General features: G+C 67.4%; 14 protein-coding genes and 1 riboswitch. Of the genes, 11 read left to right on the top strand and 3 right to left on the bottom strand.

The features are described 5' to 3' along the window. Positions 1-195 precede the first annotated feature (195 nt). From ACIPEK_RS35685 to ACIPEK_RS35640, 10 genes are all read left to right on the top strand, one after another. A complete protein-coding gene (locus ACIPEK_RS35685; protein WP_189280773.1) occupies positions 196-804 on the top strand; it encodes a CDP-alcohol phosphatidyltransferase family protein in 609 nt (202 codons plus the stop codon). Positions 805-918: 114 nt separating this feature from the next. After that, positions 919-3414: a sugar phosphate nucleotidyltransferase gene (locus ACIPEK_RS35680; RefSeq protein ID WP_402004933.1), complete on the top strand. Its 2496-nt coding sequence runs from the start codon at positions 919-921 to the stop codon at positions 3412-3414. Positions 3415-3513: 99 nt separating this feature from the next. Further along, positions 3514-4437 carry a DUF881 domain-containing protein gene (locus ACIPEK_RS35675; RefSeq protein ID WP_402004930.1) on the top strand — a complete coding sequence of 308 codons (924 nt, stop codon included), beginning with the start codon at positions 3514-3516 and terminating at the stop codon, positions 4435-4437. Then, positions 4434-4766 carry a small basic family protein gene (locus ACIPEK_RS35670; protein ID WP_003970459.1) on the top strand — a complete coding sequence of 111 codons (333 nt, stop codon included), beginning with the start codon at positions 4434-4436 and terminating at the stop codon, positions 4764-4766. Before ACIPEK_RS35675 ends, ACIPEK_RS35670 begins: the two co-directional genes overlap by 4 nt. 5 nt (positions 4767-4771) lie before the next feature. Next, on the top strand, positions 4772-5554 hold the full coding sequence (locus ACIPEK_RS35665; RefSeq protein WP_402004927.1) for a DUF881 domain-containing protein: 783 nt from the start codon (positions 4772-4774) through the stop codon (positions 5552-5554). Between the two features lie 190 nt (positions 5555-5744). After that, positions 5745-6533 (top strand): FHA domain-containing protein, encoded by a 789-nt coding sequence (locus tag ACIPEK_RS35660; protein ID WP_402004924.1) that lies wholly within the window; start codon positions 5745-5747, stop codon positions 6531-6533. A 17-nt stretch (positions 6534-6550) separates the two neighbouring features. Further along, on the top strand, positions 6551-7294 hold the full coding sequence (locus tag ACIPEK_RS35655; RefSeq protein ID WP_402004921.1) for a MerR family transcriptional regulator: 744 nt from the start codon (positions 6551-6553) through the stop codon (positions 7292-7294). Between the two features lie 53 nt (positions 7295-7347). After that, positions 7348-7821 (top strand): bifunctional nuclease family protein, encoded by a 474-nt coding sequence (locus ACIPEK_RS35650; RefSeq protein ID WP_006123076.1) that lies wholly within the window; start codon positions 7348-7350, stop codon positions 7819-7821. A 168-nt stretch (positions 7822-7989) separates the two neighbouring features. Further along, positions 7990-8607: a MerR family transcriptional regulator gene (locus tag ACIPEK_RS35645; protein WP_383077602.1), complete on the top strand. Its 618-nt coding sequence runs from the start codon at positions 7990-7992 to the stop codon at positions 8605-8607. A 57-nt stretch (positions 8608-8664) separates the two neighbouring features. Continuing rightward, positions 8665-10125 carry a DNA polymerase IV gene (locus ACIPEK_RS35640; RefSeq protein WP_402004918.1) on the top strand — a complete coding sequence of 487 codons (1461 nt, stop codon included), beginning with the start codon at positions 8665-8667 and terminating at the stop codon, positions 10123-10125. On the opposite strand, the gene ACIPEK_RS35635 is transcribed toward ACIPEK_RS35640, so the two are convergent. Beyond that, positions 10050-10418 (bottom strand): PRC-barrel domain-containing protein, encoded by a 369-nt coding sequence (locus ACIPEK_RS35635; protein ID WP_327276384.1) that lies wholly within the window; start codon positions 10416-10418, stop codon positions 10050-10052. The genes ACIPEK_RS35640 and ACIPEK_RS35635 overlap by 76 nt on opposite strands. 113 nt (positions 10419-10531) lie before the next feature. Then, positions 10532-10628: riboswitch (glycine riboswitch) on the top strand. A 194-nt stretch (positions 10629-10822) separates the two neighbouring features. Between ACIPEK_RS35635 and gcvP the strand changes: the two genes are divergently transcribed. After that, complete coding sequence (gcvP, locus tag ACIPEK_RS35630; RefSeq protein WP_402004915.1) at positions 10823-13708, top strand: aminomethyl-transferring glycine dehydrogenase; 2886 nt, start codon at positions 10823-10825, stop codon at positions 13706-13708. A gap of 87 nt (positions 13709-13795) precedes the next feature. Here the strand turns inward: gcvP and ACIPEK_RS35625 are convergent, their stop codons facing one another. Together ACIPEK_RS35625 and ACIPEK_RS35620 are read right to left on the bottom strand one after the other, a co-directional pair. After that, the gene (locus tag ACIPEK_RS35625; RefSeq protein WP_327276386.1) at positions 13796-14002 is read right to left on the bottom strand and encodes a DUF5999 family protein; all 207 of its coding nucleotides are present in this window, start codon (positions 14000-14002) and stop codon (positions 13796-13798) included. A gap of 333 nt (positions 14003-14335) precedes the next feature. Beyond that, positions 14336-14929 carry a hypothetical protein gene (locus tag ACIPEK_RS35620; protein ID WP_383077608.1) on the bottom strand — a complete coding sequence of 198 codons (594 nt, stop codon included), beginning with the start codon at positions 14927-14929 and terminating at the stop codon, positions 14336-14338. Between the last annotated feature and the right edge of the window lie 146 nt (positions 14930-15075).

Genomic DNA, 15075 nt, shown 5'->3' with positions numbered 1-15075 from the left:
ATGGTACTGCAGGGGGGACCCTGTGGGAGAGTAGGACGCCGCCGAACTCCTTTTACGGGAAAGCCCCGTGCCCTTGTGGCACGGGGCTTTTCTGCATTCACGAGGGCCTTCGTTACCCCTGTGTACCTGCCGGCGGTGGCTGAGGGTAAGGTCAGGGGGCATCATTGGCACGTTCTTCACACAGGAGGCCCCCGGGTGGAGGTCCAGGAGACTCGGGTTCAGACGGACCGGGTACTCACCATCCCCAACATCCTCAGCATGGCTCGCCTTGTCGGGGTTCCGCTCTTCCTGTGGCTGATTCTTCGCCCCGTGTTCGGCGGCCCCCAAAGTGATGGCTGGGCTTTGCTGGTGCTGATGTTCAGTGGCATCAGCGACTACCTCGACGGTAAGCTCGCCCGCCGGTGGAACCAGATCAGCAGCCTCGGTCGGCTCCTGGACCCTGCTGCAGACCGCCTCTACATCCTTTCGACCCTCGTCGGCCTGACCTGGCGGGAGATCCTGCCGCTCTGGCTCACTGCAGCACTTCTGGCCCGCGAGCTGATGCTCCTCGTGATGGTGGGAATCCTTCGCCGCCACGGCTATCCGCCGCCCCAGGTGAACTTTCTGGGGAAGGCTGCCACGTTCAACTTGATGTACGCGTTCCCCTTGTTGCTGCTCAGCGACGGAAGTGGTTGGCTTGCATCGCTGGCCGCCATTTTCGGATGGGCGTTCGCAGGTTGGGGTACAACGCTCTATTGGTGGGCAGGGATCCTCTACGTGGTTCAGGTCCGCCGGCTCGTCAAGGCGGATGTAGCAGCCGATTGAGCTCGTTGATGCGGGTGCCGCGCAGTGTGGCCGGCCCGCCGCTGATGACCCGGGTGGTGCCCTGACGGGCGAAGTCGGCTAAACCGTCGTCTCTGCAAGGAGGACGTTTCCGACATGAAGGCCGTCGTGATGGCTGGCGGCGAAGGCACTCGTCTTCGTCCCATGACCTCAAGCATGCCCAAGCCGCTTCTGCCCGTCGCCAATCGGCCGATCATGGAGCATGTGCTTCGGCTGCTCAAGCGGCACGGGCTCAACGAGACCGTCGTAACGGTCCAGTTTCTTGCCTCGTTGGTCAAGAACTACTTCGGGGACGGCGAAGAGCTCGGGATGGAGCTCAGTTATGCCAATGAGGAGAAACCGCTCGGCACCGCGGGGAGCGTGAAGAATGCCGAGGAAGCACTGAAGGACGACACCTTCCTCGTTATTTCCGGTGACGCGCTCACCGACTTCGATCTCACCGACCTCATCGCCTTCCACAAGGAAAAGGGCGGGCTGGTGACGGTGTGCCTGACCCGTGTGCCGAATCCTCTGGAATTCGGCATCACCATCGTGGACGAGGCGGGCCAGGTCGAGCGTTTCCTGGAGAAGCCGACCTGGGGCCAGGTCTTTTCGGACACCGTCAATACGGGCATCTACGTCATGGAACCCGAGGTGTTCGACTATGTCGAGGCCGACGTCTCCGTGGACTGGTCCGGTGATGTCTTCCCGCAGCTCATGAAGGAAGGAAAGCCCATCTACGGCTATGTCGCCGAGGGCTACTGGGAGGATGTCGGTACACACGAGAGCTATGTGAAAGCCCAGGCAGACGTTCTTGAGCGCAAGGTCGACGTCGAGATCGACGGCTTCGAGATCTCGCCGGGTGTATGGGTCGCGGAAGGCGCGGACGTACATCCCGACGCGGTACTGCGGGGACCCCTCTACATCGGGGACTACGCAAAGGTCGAAGCCGGAGCGGAGATTCGCGAGCACACGGTCATCGGGTCGAACGTCGTCGTGAAAAGCGGCGCTTTCCTGCACAGGGCAGTGGTTCACGACAACGTCTACATCGGCCAGCACAGCAATCTGCGCGGATGCGTGATCGGTAAGAACACCGACGTCATGCGGGCCGCCCGCATCGAGGACGGCGCGGTCATCGGAGACGAGTGCCTGATCGGTGAAGAATCGATCATTCAGGGCAATGTCCGCGTCTACCCGTTCAAGACCATCGAGGCCGGCGCCTTCGTCAATACTTCGGTGATCTGGGAGTCTCGCGGACAGGCCCACCTCTTCGGGGCCCGCGGTGTGTCCGGGATTCTGAACGTCGAGATCACGCCGGAGCTGGCGGTCCGGCTCGCTGGAGCCTATGCCACGACCCTCAAGAAGGGCTCGACGGTCACCACCGCCCGTGACCACTCCCGCGGCGCCCGTGCGCTGAAGAGAGCGGTGATCTCGGCGCTCCAGGCCAGTGCCATCGATGTCCGGGACCTGGAGAACGTACCGCTGCCCGTCGCACGCCAGCAGACCGCACGGGGCAGCGCCGGCGGGATCATGATCCGTACGTCCCCCGGCGTGTCCGACTCGGTCGACATCATGTTCTTCGACGAGCGGGGTGCGGACCTCTCCCAGGCGCGGCAGCGGAAGCTGGACCGGGTCTACGCACGTCAGGAATACCGCCGTGCCTTCCCCGGGGAGATCGGGGACCTGCACTTCCCGTCCAGCGTCTTCGACTCGTACACCGGATCGCTGCTGCGGAACGTGGACACCGCGGGGATTGCCGATGCGGGTCTCAAGGTTGTCGTCGACGCCTCCAACGGCAGTGCCGGGCTTGTCCTGCCGAGCCTGCTGGGCAGGCTCGGCGTGGATGCATTGACCATCAACCCCGGCCTCGACGAATCACGGCCCACCGAATCCGCCGAGACCCGGCGCTCAGGACTGGTGCGATTGGGCGAGATCGTCTCCTCGGCGCGGGCCGCGTTCGGCGTGCGGTTCGACCCGGTAGGCGAGCGGCTATCCCTGGTCGACGAACGGGGCAGGATCGTGGAGGACGACCGGGCGCTCCTGGTGATGCTCGACCTCGTGGCGGCCGAGCGGCGCAGCGGGCGGGTGGCACTGCCGGTGACCACGACGCGGGTCGCCGAGCAGGTCGCGGCGTACCACGGCACGCAGGTCGAATGGACGACGACATCGCCCGATGATCTGACGCGTGTGGGACGCGAGGAAGGCACCATCTTCGGTGGAGACGGCCGTGGTGGATTCATCGTTCCCGAATTCAGCAGCGTCTTCGACGGATCGGCTGCTTTCGTAAGACTCATCGGGCTCGTCGCCAGGACCCAGCTCACTCTCAGCCAGATCGATGCCCGTATTCCCCGTGCCCATGTCCTGCGCCGTGATCTGGCCACACCCTGGGCCGTCAAGGGTTTGGTCATGCGGCGGGTCGTGGAGGCCGCCGGCGAACGCAGTGTCGACACGACGGACGGTGTACGGGTCGTGGAGGCCGACGGGCGATGGGTGATGGTGCTGCCGGACCCGGCCGAAGCGGTCACCCATTTGTGGGCTGAGGGCCCGGACGACGCCTCCGCGCAGGCGCTGCTGGACGAATGGGCGGAGGTCGTGGAGAGCGCAGGTCACTGAGGGGTTCCACCGGTTTTCCCGGCGGCGTCCAGCGGCGCCTTTGGGCACACCGGTGGGGCCATTCGGCGGTAGCAGTGGCGACGTGCGACGATGTGCGGCATGTCGCAGCAGCCCCCCGATCGGAGTACCGCCTCGCCTCCTGCGCGCCCCGACGCGTCCATGTCGCTGCTGACCAATGTGATGGACCACAGCCTGGACGACGGATATGCCGAGGCATCGGCGCGTCGGAAGGCCGACGGGAGCGCGGGCATGCCCCGCACGCTCAAGTCGAGACTCGGCCTCGCCGCATGTCTGGTGCTTGCTGCACTTGTGGTCACGCTCGGGGCTGCGCAGGCACGTGTCTCCGCGCCGGTCCTCGCCAAGGAGCGCCAGGAGTTGATCGATCGTATCGACGGTGAGACGGCTGCGGCCGACACCCTTGAGTCGCAGGTCGACAAGCTCCGGGACGACGTGGGCAGGCGCCAGCGCAAGGCGTTGGAGAAGCACGGCGGGGACCAGGGGGAGCTGGTGGCACTGCTCGCCGGGGCGACGGCGGTGGAGGGGCCCGGTGTGAAACTCGTCGTCGACGACGCCAAGGACACTGACCAGGGCGGTGGCGGGCCTAGGGAGACCAGCGGATTCGCCGACACCGGGCGGGTCCGCGACCGGGACCTGCAACGGGTCGTCAACGGACTCTGGCAGTCCGGTGCGGAAGCGATCGCGATCAATGGACAGCGTCTGACAGCCCTGTCGGCGATCCGTGCGGCCGGCGACGCCATACTGGTCGACAACAGACCGCTCGTGCCGCCGTACACGCTGCTGGCGGTGGGAAACGGGAAGCAGCTCAGCACCGCATTCCAGGACAGTGCTGACGGCCAGTATCTGCAGGCGCTCAAGGACACCTTCGAGATCCGGACGAGCATGTCCGTCCAGGAGAAGGTGAACCTTCCGGTTGTGCCGAGCCTGATCGTACGAACAGCAGAGCCTTATAAGGCCGCAGACACCGGCAGTGGTGCGGCAGACACAGGGAAGGGCACATCGTGATCGCCGTACTGGGCCTCGTCGTGGGAGTCGTGGTCGGACTGTTGGTCCGACCCGAGGTGCCGGCGGTGGTCGAGCCCTATCTTCCGATCGCTGTCGTGGCTGCCCTCGACGCAGTCTTCGGGGGTCTGCGGGCCATGCTCGACGGAATCTTCGTCGACAAGGTGTTCGTCGTGTCGTTCCTGTCGAACGTCGTGGTGGCCGCACTGATCGTGTTCCTGGGCGACAAGCTGGGCGTGGGAGCGCAGCTCTCCACCGGTGTGGTGGTCGTACTCGGGATCCGGATCTTCTCCAACGCCGCGGCCATCCGCCGGCACGTCTTCCGGGCCTGAGGCCGATGAGCAACGAAGAACTTCCCAGCGGGCGCATCGGCGAGCAGCCGGCCGACGCCGCCAAGGATCTCACCGGACGCCAGCGGCTGATCGCCGGACTCTGGCCGCCACGGGTGACGCGAGCCCAACTCATCGTGGCGGTGCTGCTGTTCGTCCTCGGTCTCGGGCTGGCCATTCAGGTGCGCTCGAACAGTGACAACAGCGCGCTGCGGGGTGCCCGCCAGGAAGACCTGGTCCGCATTCTCGATGAGCTGGACGACCGAACACAGCGTCTGGAGGACGAGAAGCAGCGCCTCGACGCTCAGCGTACGGAGCTGGAGAACAGCTCCGACCAGGCTGAGGAGGCACGTAAGCAGACGGTGGAGAAGGAGCGGCAACTCGGTATTCTCGCCGGCACCGTGGCGGCACACGGGCCCGGGATCACGCTCACCGTCAATGACCCGGGAGACGGGATCAAGGCGGACATGCTGCTCGATGCGCTGCAGGAGTTGCGTGCGGCGGGTGCCGAGGCGATCGAGGTCAACGGAGTGAGAGTGGTGGCCAATACGTTTTTCTCCGGTGACGGCGGCAACGTCAAGGTTGACGGCCGTAAGATCACCGCGCCGTACGTGTTCAAGGTGATCGGCAAGCCCCAGGATCTGGAGCCGGCGCTGAACATCCCTGGCGGTGTGGTGCAGACACTGGAGAAGGAGCAGGCCACCGTGCATGTGGAGCAGGCCGACGACATCGTCGTGGACGTCTTGCGACCGGCGAAGCGACCTGACTACGCTCGGTCGTCATCCTCGTGAAGCCGGGCCATGGAGGGGTCGAAGGACACGGGCAGGGGGTTGCGGGGGGTCGCCGCATCGTAATGGTGGTGCGTGGTGGAAACTGTCGAGTGGATACGGACGTTGTGAAGATGTCCGGGTCGGCAGGTGTGTTCGTTCAGGGTTCGTCCTGCCCCACGGGCGGGTCTATTTCGGTCAAGGGGAATCGCCCGTGAAGTTGTTTGGGAAGTTGTTCGGCAAGAGCGCTCGCGATGAAGCTGCCCGCCATCGCGCACCGCGCCACGGCCAGGCGGAGGAGCAGGGCTCGGAGCGCCCGCTCTTCCGCGATCAGATGTCCGGTTCGGGCAGTGACAATTCGGGCGCTTCCGGCGCGTCGTCTATTGACCCTGCCGGTGCCGGCCGCATAGGTTTCTCAGAACCGTCAACCTCAAGTACGGGTGGAGGGTTCACCCCGAGGCAGGAGGGTTCGTCCATGCCGGTCTGTACGAGGTGCGGGCATCGCAACGCCGAGGCCAGCCGTTTCTGCTCCAACTGCGGTGCGCCGCTGAGGGGTGGAATTCCCGAGCGTGCCTCGGAGACGACCTCGACCATCTCCATCTCCGGTCTTGAGGCATACGAGGCGGAGGTCACCGGGCAAACGCCCGTACCGTCCCTCTCGCCCGAGGCGCAGGCCGCAGTCGATGCTCTTCCGCTCGGCTCGGCACTCCTCGTGGTGCGACGTGGTCCGAACTCCGGCAGCCGCTTTCTGCTGGACGGCGAGCTGACCACGGCCGGACGCCATCCGCAGAGCGACATCTTCCTCGACGACGTGACGGTGTCGCGGCGGCATGTGGAGTTCCGCAGGAGCCCCGACGGCAGCTTCACGGTCGGGGACGTGGGCAGCCTGAACGGCACCTACGTCAACCGCGAGCGCATCGACTCCGTCGCCCTGTCCAACGGTGACGAAGTGCAGATCGGCAAGTACCGGCTGGTCTTCTACGCGAGCCAGCGGGGCATCTGACCCGTCAGGGAAGGTCCATGCTGAGAACACCGACGGGCGGTGCCGGTCACGGCACCGCCACCGCCGACGACCGCCCGATGAGCATCGGCACGGTGCTCCTCCAGCTGCGGGACGAGTTTCCCGAAGTCACGATCTCCAAGATTCGCTTCCTGGAGGCCGAAGGTCTCGTCGAGCCGCAGCGGACCCCCTCCGGCTATCGCAAGTTCCGAGGGGCCGACGTGGAGCGGCTGGCTCAGGTGCTACGTATGCAGCGGGACCACTACCTCCCGCTGAAGGTCATCCGAGAGCATCTGGATGCCCTCGCCCGTGGCGAACAGTCCACGCTGCCGTCCGGGGGCGATCCGCGGGATCTGACCGACGGCGGCTGGGACGCCGGCTCCGGACGGGCGACCGCGGCCCGTATCGGCCGTGCCGAGCTGCTGGCGGCCGCCGAGGTCACCGAGAGTGACCTGGATGAGTGGGAGTCGTACGGCCTGGTCGCTCCGACCGCGGAGGGCGGTTACGACGCTGAAATGGTCACGGTGGCCAAGCTTGTGGCGGATCTGGGTCGATTCGGTCTGGAACCGCGTCACCTGCGTGCCATTCGGGCGGCCGCGGACCGTGAGGCGGGACTCATCGAGCAGGTGATCGCGCCCCTGCGCCGGCACCGGAATCCGCAGACCAGAGCGCATGCCGAGGCCACCGCGAGGGAGCTCGCAGAGCTGTCCGTACGGCTTCATTCGGCGCTTGTGCAGACCGCTCTGCGGGTCCGGCTCCACTGATCACGTCGGTGCCCGACTACCCAAACCTGCCGAGCACGTCCTAGGGTTGCTGTGTGAACGAGCTCGACGTCGTGGGTGTCCGGGTGGAAATGCCCTCCAACCAACCGATCGTGCTCCTGCGTGAAGTGGGAGGCGACCGGTACCTCCCCATTTGGATCGGTCCTGGTGAGGCGACCGCGATCGCCTTCGCCCAGCAGGGCATGGCTCCGGCCAGGCCGCTGACCCATGATCTCTTCAAGGATGTGCTTGAGGCCGTCGGCCAGGAGCTCACCGAGGTCCGTATCACGGACCTGCGGGAAGGGGTCTTCTACGCGGAGCTGGTCTTCGCCAGTGGGGTCGAGGTGAGCGCGCGGCCGTCCGACGCCATAGCGCTCGCACTGCGCACCGGAACGCCGATCTACGGCAGTGACGGGGTGCTCGACGATGCAGGTATCGCCATCCCGGACGAGCAGGAGGACGAGGTGGAGAAGTTCCGCGAGTTCCTCGACCAGATCTCACCGGAGGACTTCGGTACCAACAGTCAGTAACCGTTCTACGGGGTCGCAGTCAGCGCATCCGACAAGCCCTTCCCGCTCGCAGGACACGGGAAACCACTCTCAGGGTGATTATCACTCGGCGTGCCGAGTGTGGCGATCGTTGACGCACCCCGAGTGACTGCCTACCTTCGAGATGGCAGGTCAAGGACGGAGGTCGGCGTGAGAAGCAGCGGCGACGGTACGGCAGCGGGTGGGCCGTATCCGCAGCAGGGGAGTACAGCCGGCCACACCATCAGGCAACCGGTTGAACCGGCGGCGGTGGCGGGGGGCGGCGTGGCATCGGCCAACGACATCGGCTATCGCGGGCCTACAGCTTGCGCGGCCGCGGGGATCACCTATCGGCAGCTCGACTACTGGGCGCGCACGGGGCTGGTCGAGCCGAGTGTGCGTCCGGCATACGGCTCGGGCACACAGCGGCTCTACAGCTTCCGGGACGTTGTCCTGCTGAAGATCGTGAAGCGTTTCCTGGATACGGGCGTCGCCCTGCAGAACATCCGCACCACGGTTCAGCATCTGCGGGCCCGCGGCTTCCGGGATCTTGAGCGGATGACGCTGATGAGCGACGGGGCGACGGTCTACGAGTGCTCTTCGCCCGACGAGGTCGTCGATCTGCTCCAGGGCGGCCAGGGGGTCTTCGGTATCGCCGTGGGTGTGGTGTGGCAGGACGTCGACGCCGCCCTGTCACAGCTGCACGGTGAGCGGGTGGACACCGGCGAGACGCTGGTCGGGAACAACCCCACGGATGAGCTCGCGCGTCGACGCAACCGCGCCGGCTGACCTGGCCGGGGAATCGGGCGCGGCGATTGTCAGTGCCGTAGGGCAGCATCGATTGATGTGAGAGCCGCGCCCACCATCCTGCATCTGGACATGGATGCCTTCTACGCCTCTGCCGAGCAGGCGGCGAAGCCCAGCCTGCGCGGCAAACCGGTCGTGGTGGGCGGGCTGGGACCGCGCGGAGTCGTCGCCACCGCGTCGTACGAGGCACGGCGTTTCGGGGTGCACTCGGCGATGCCCACGGCGCAGGCGCGGCGGCTGGCTCCCAACGCGGCCTATCTGGTGCCCCGCTTCCTGCTGTACCGGACGGTCAGTGACCAGGTGATGGAGCTGCTGGCGCGGCTCTCCCCGCTGGTGGAGCCGCTCAGCCTGGACGAGGCTTTTGTGGACCTCGAAGCGGGTGGCATGGCCGATGACGCCGCTTCCGCGCTGGAGATCGGTGAGCAGCTGCGTACGGCCATCAAGGCGGTCACAGGACTCACCGGATCGGTTGGGCTCGCCGGTTCCAAGATGCTGGCCAAGATCGCTTCGGAGGAGGCGAAACCGAACGGGCTGCTGCTCATAGAGCCGGGGACGGAGCGGAAACTGCTCGCGCCCATGTCGGTACGGATCCTTCCCGGCGTCGGGCCCGCGACGGCGGACCATCTGCGCCGCGCCGGGATGACGACGGTCAACGATCTGGTCGAGGCGGGTGAGGCGGAGCTCGTACGCCTGCTGGGGAAGGCGCACGGCGGCTCGCTGCACCGCATGGCGTTCGGGTACGACGACCGGCCCGTGGTCGCGGAGCGGGACGCGAAATCGGTGTCGGTCGAGGACACCTTCGACGCGGATCTGCACGACCGGGTGCGGGTCAGGACGGAGGTGGAACGGCTGGCCGACCGATGCGTCCAGCGACTGCGGGGCGCGGGGCGGTCCGGGCGGACGGTGGTGCTGAAGGTACGGCGGTACGACTTCTCCACGCTCACGAGGTCCGAGACGCTGCGTGGGCCCACGGACGATCCGACGGTGGTCCGGGAGGCTGCCGCACGGCTCTTGGAGGCCGTGGACACCACCGGAGGAGTACGGCTCCTGGGGGTGGGCGTCACGGGGCTTGCCGACTACACGCAGGAGGACCTCTTCGCCCAGGCTGCCGGTGAGCAGGCCGCAACCGGGGAAGCCGCCGAGGAGGAGACAGCGGCGGGGGGCGACGGGGAGGAGCCGGTGGACGGTGCGCGGGAGGAGGCCCGGGAGACCGCCGAGCAGCTCGCCGCACGGCGCTGGCCCGCCGGACACGACGTACGTCATGACACCTACGGCCACGGCTGGGTGCAGGGCAGCGGTGTCGGCCGGGTGACGGTGCGGTTCGAGGAACCCGAATCGGCGCCCGGCCGGGTGCGTACGTTCCGCATCGACGATCCGGAACTGCAGCCGGCCGATCCGCTGCCGCTGGTGCGGAACCCGGTGGACTACTCGTCCTGGCCGGCCAGTCTCCCGAAGTCCCTGTCCGGGCCTGTCTCCTCGGGCGGGGAGTCCAGACCGTAGTGCCGGTAGAGCTGGAGCTCCTGTTCCGGTGAGAGATGGCGGCCTACGCCGAAGTCTGGCGCGTCCTTGATCAGCGCACGGTCGAAGGGGACACGGAGTGAATCCTCCACGAATTCGCTGGGTTCCAGCGGGACGAACGCGTCCCGGCTGAACAGTCCGGTACGTACGGCCGCCCACTCGGGCACACCGGTCGCGTCGTCGAGGTACACCTCGTCCACGGTTCCGATCTTGGTGCCCTTGCGGTCGAACGCTTTGCGGCCGATCAGGCTGCGCGGATCGATGTCGGTCTGCACTGTCCCTCCCACTGGTCGCGGCTACTCCACAAGCACTACAGAAGTGCAGATCCGGGGGGTTGGCCACTCGAGAATTCCGCCGCGAACCCCGCTGGTAGGCTGGTGATGGCTGCTGACCCCGTGCGGGAGAGTCCTCCGGAGCGAATCCGAAGGCGCCGAAGGAGCAAATCCTCCCCGGAATCTCTCAGGCCCCCGTACCGCACGGACGAGGTCACTCTGGAAAGCAGGGCGGGTTTCGTGCGGCCGAGTGCCGGTACGATTCCCTTCCTCACCGACGGTGAAAGCTGGTACGCCGCAGGGCGCTCCGGTGAAGCTCTCAGGTTGAGATGACAGAGGGGGAGGCCGTTCGGGCACCCGCGCCGTGGTGCCCCTCGCAGGTCGTGACAGACCAGGAGGCCTCCACCATGACCCCCCGTCGCACTCCGCTCTCCCAGCTGGAGCAGGGCATTCCGTTCGAACAGCGCCACATCGGTCCCGATGCCGAGGCGCAGTCGAAGATGCTCGCTCAGATCGGTTACGGCTCGCTGGACGAGCTGACCGCGGCAGCGGTGCCCGATGTCATCAAGAGCGCGGAGGCGCTGCAGCTGCCGACCGCCCGCACCGAGGCCGAGGTCCTAGCGGAGCTGCGCTCCCTCGCCGACCGCAACCAGGTGCTGGCCCCGATGATCGGGCTCGGCTACTACGGCACCTTCACCCCGCCGGTGATCCTTCGCAACGTCATGGAGAACCCCGCCTGGTACACGGCCTACACGCCGTACCAGCCGGAGATCTCGCAGGGCCGCCTGGAGGCGCTCCTCAATTTCCAGACGATGGTCGCCGAGCTGACCGGGCTGCCCACCTCCGGCGCCTCGCTGCTCGACGAGGGCACCGCGGCGGCCGAGGCCATGGCCCTCTCGCGGCGTGTCGGCAAGGTCAAGAACGGTGTCTTCCTGGTCGACGCCGACGCACTGCCGCAGACGATCGCCGTCATCGAGACCCGCGCCGAGCCGACCGGTGTCGAGGTCGTCGTCGCGGACCTCTCCGACGGCATCCCGGCGGAGATCGCCGAGCGCGGCGTCTTCGGTGTCCTGGTGCAGTACCCGGGCGCCTCCGGGGCCATACTGAACATCAAGCCCGTCATCGAGCAGGCCCACGAGCTCGGTGCGATCGTCACGGTCGCCGCCGATCTGCTGGCCCTGACCCTGCTGACCTCACCGGGCGACCTGGGCGCGGACATCGCGGTCGGCACCACGCAGCGCTTCGGTGTACCGATGGGTTTCGGGGGACCGCACGCAGGCTTCATGGCCGTACGCGAGAAGTTCGCCCGCAGCCTGCCGGGCCGCCTCGTCGGCGTTTCCGTCGACGCGGACGGCAGCAAGGCGTACCGGCTGGCCCTGCAGACCCGCGAGCAGCACATCCGCCGCGAGAAGGCCACCAGCAACATCTGTACCGCTCAGGTGCTGCTCGCCGTCATGGCCGGGATGTACGCCGTCTACCACGGCCCGGACGGGCTGCGGACGATCGCTCAGCGCACCCACCGCTATGCGGCGGTCCTGGCCGAAGGCCTGCGCGCCTCCGGTATCGACGTCGTGACCGGCGCCTACTTCGACACCCTCACCGTGCGTGTCCCGGGGAAGGCCGCCGATGTCGTGGCCGACGCCCGCGAGCGTGGTGTCAATCTGCGGCTCGTCGACGCAGACCTGGTCTCCCTCGCCTGCGACGAGACCACCACGCGTACGCAGATCGCCGCCGTCTGGGCCGCCTTCGGCGCTGACGGGGACATCGAGGCACTGGACGCCGCGACCACCGACGCGCTGCCCGAGGGCCTGCTGCGCACCGACGAGATCCTCACCCACCCGGTCTTCCACCAGCACCGTTCCGAGACCGCGATGCTGCGCTACCTGCGAAAGCTCGCCGACCGGGACTACGCCCTGGACCGCGGAATGATCCCACTCGGCTCCTGCACCATGAAGCTGAACGCGACCGCCGAGATGGAGTCGATCACCTGGCCCGAGTTCGGCGCCCTGCACCCCTTCGCGCCGGCCGAGCAGGCAGAGGGCTTCCTCACCCTCATCCGTGAGCTCGAGGAGCGCCTCGCCGAGGTCACCGGGTACGACGCGGTCTCGATCCAGCCGAACGCCGGATCGCAGGGCGAGTTCGCCGGCCTCCTGGCCGTGCGTGCGTACCACCGGGCCAACGGCGACGACCAGCGGACCATCTGCCTCATCCCGTCCTCCGCGCACGGCACCAACGCCGCCAGCGCCGTGATGGCCGGCATGAAGGTCGTCGTGGTGAAGACCGCCGACGACGGCGAGGTCGACATCGAGGACCTCCGCGCCAAGATCGAGAAGCACCGCGACGAACTCGCCGTGCTCATGATCACGTACCCGTCGACGCACGGTGTGTTCGAGGAGCACGTCGCCGACATCTGCGCCGAGGTGCACGACGCCGGCGGTCAGGTTTACGTCGACGGTGCCAACCTCAACGCGCTGGTCGGCCTCGCCAAGCCGGGACGGTTCGGCGGCGACGTCTCGCACCTGAACCTGCACAAGACTTTCTGCATCCCGCATGGCGGCGGCGGTCCCGGCGTCGGCCCGGTCGGTGTCCGCGCGCACCTCGCGCCGTACCTGCCGAACCACCCGCTGCAGCCCGCGGCGGGCCCCGAGAGCGGTGTCGGACCGATCTCGGCCGCTCCGTGGGGCTCGGCCGGTATTCTCCCCATCTCCTGGGCGTACGTACGCCTGATGGGCGGGGAGGGCCTGAAGCGTGCGACGCAGGTTGCCGTACTCGCCGCCAACTACATCGCCAAGCGTCTCGAACCGCACTACCCGATCCTGTACAACGGCCCGGCCGGTCTCGTCGCGCACGAGTGCATCGTGGACCTGCGGCCGATCTCCAAAGCCACCGGCGTCAGCGTCGACGACATTGCCAAGCGTCTGATCGACTACGGCTTCCACTCGCCGACCATGTCGTTCCCGGTCGCCGGGACGCTGATGATCGAGCCGACCGAGAGCGAGAACCTCGCGGAGCTCGACCGATTCTGCGACACGATGATCGCCATTCGTGGCGAGGTCGAGAAGGTGGCCTCCGGCGAGTGGAGCGCGGACGACAACCCGCTGAGCAACGCTCCGCACACCGCGGCGATGCTGGGCGGGGAGTGGGACCACGGCTACAGCCGTGAGGTGGCGGTCTTCCCGGCCGGAGTCTCGGCCGCCGACAAGTACTGGCCGCCGGTGCGCCGGATCGACGGTGCCTTCGGTGACCGCAACCTCGTCTGCTCCTGCCCGCCGTTGGACGAGTACGACAACTGAGGCATGAGCGGTAGGGCGTGACGCGGACATGCGTCGGGGCCGGTGCGGAGAGTTCTCCGGGCCGGCCCCAGTTCGTACCGGCCGCGGTCAGGCGGCCTTCATCACCCGGCCGGTCTGCAGGGGCCGGTGCGGGGCGATGATCTGCCCGTCCGGGAGCAGCTCACCGGTGTCCTCGAAGAGCAGGACGCCGTTGCACAGCAGGCTCCAGCCCTGTTCCGGATGGTGTGCCGTCAGGCGGGCGGCTTCCCGGTCGGCTGAGTCGGCGGTCGGGCATGGTGGCTGGTGCTGGCACATGGATGGGTTCTTTCGCTGCGTTGTGGTGAATGTCCTGCGGCTTGATGAGGTGTTCATGGCCGCCCCCCCCCGTGTAGATCGGTCCGGTCCCAGTGTTGCCCCACGGGCGTCAATCCGCAGGGATTTCGCAGCAGCACTTCTCCTTACTCCAAGGACGTGTCACCCGGCCGGACGGTTCACCGCAACTGCACTGTCACTTCGGGTGGTTCGGGGTGGCCGGACCGGGCTAGTCCAGATGGGCAGGATGTGCGCCCCGCAGCACTGTGCCCCACCACCCTGGAATTCGCCGGAGGGGGGCGGGGCACAGCGCGGTGATGTGGGGTGCGGCCGTCGTCAGGCCGGTGATCCGAGGAGGGGGCCGGTGCCCGGGGTGATGCGCAGCGTGATCACGCGGAGCAGATCGGCGACCCGGTGTGGTCGATGCGCCGCGATACCCGGCGGTGCGGGTGCCAGCGGTACCAGGAGATCGGCGGGGCCGAGTGCCCCGCCGGAGGCGTCGGCCTCGGTGTCGGCGTGCAGCCACAGCGCCAGCATGTAGAGCTCCGGGATGGACAGCAGCCGTGGCTGGTAGTGCGGTGTCACCGTCTCGGCCTGGCGCACGGCGAGTTCGGTCGAGGCGATGTAGGGGCCCTCGAAGAAGTGCGAGAAGGTCCAGCCGTCCGGAGTGAGCATGGTGTCTGCCGCGGCGACGGCCTGCTCCGAGCTGCGGATCAGGAACCGCCACGCGGCAAGCCGGGTGACGGGTGCGAGCCCGCTCGGGCCGATCCGGTCCAGTACATGGACGGGGAGCGGGAGTTCGGGGCTCAGTGGTCCCTGGGCGGCTCGGAGGGCAGGTGTGCGGGCCTCGCGGACTGCGGTGGGTGAACCGAGTGCCGCGAGAACGCTGCGCAGAGCGGGCGCGGGAGCCGGGGGAACGTGCAGCGGCATAGTGGGTCGCCTCTCACTTCGGAGACACGGTGATGCGTGGGCGGGTGCAGACGGCGCTGTCGGCGTGCGGGGCCAGAGGAGGCCGGTGACTGGGCCGGTGCGTCAACTCTCTGCCTCGTCCGCGAAGTTTATACGACACGTGTTCA

Source organism: Streptomyces sp. NPDC088246, assembly GCF_044741025.1.
Taxonomy (GTDB): Bacteria; Actinomycetota; Actinomycetes; order Streptomycetales; family Streptomycetaceae; genus Streptomyces.
The sequence above is the reverse complement of the archived record's forward strand: the minus strand, read 5'-3'. Positions and strand labels throughout refer to the sequence as shown.

Bases quoted from the DNA above. Each gene is read 5' to 3' on its own strand.
- ACIPEK_RS35680 (WP_402004933.1), top strand. From the start codon at position 919: ATGAAGGCCGTCGTGATGGCTGGCGGCGAAGGCACTCGTCTTCGTCCC.
- ACIPEK_RS35675 (WP_402004930.1), top strand. From the start codon at position 3,514: ATGTCGCAGCAGCCCCCCGATCGGAGTACCGCCTCGCCTCCTGCGCGC.
- ACIPEK_RS35665 (WP_402004927.1), top strand. From the start codon at position 4,772: ATGAGCAACGAAGAACTTCCCAGCGGGCGCATCGGCGAGCAGCCGGCC.
- ACIPEK_RS35655 (WP_402004921.1), top strand. From the start codon at position 6,551: ATGCTGAGAACACCGACGGGCGGTGCCGGTCACGGCACCGCCACCGCC.
- gcvP (WP_402004915.1), top strand. From the start codon at position 10,823: ATGACCCCCCGTCGCACTCCGCTCTCCCAGCTGGAGCAGGGCATTCCG.
- ACIPEK_RS35625 (WP_327276386.1), bottom strand. From the start codon at position 14,002: ATGTGCCAGCACCAGCCACCATGCCCGACCGCCGACTCAGCCGACCGG.
- ACIPEK_RS35620 (WP_383077608.1), bottom strand. From the start codon at position 14,929: ATGCCGCTGCACGTTCCCCCGGCTCCCGCGCCCGCTCTGCGCAGCGTT.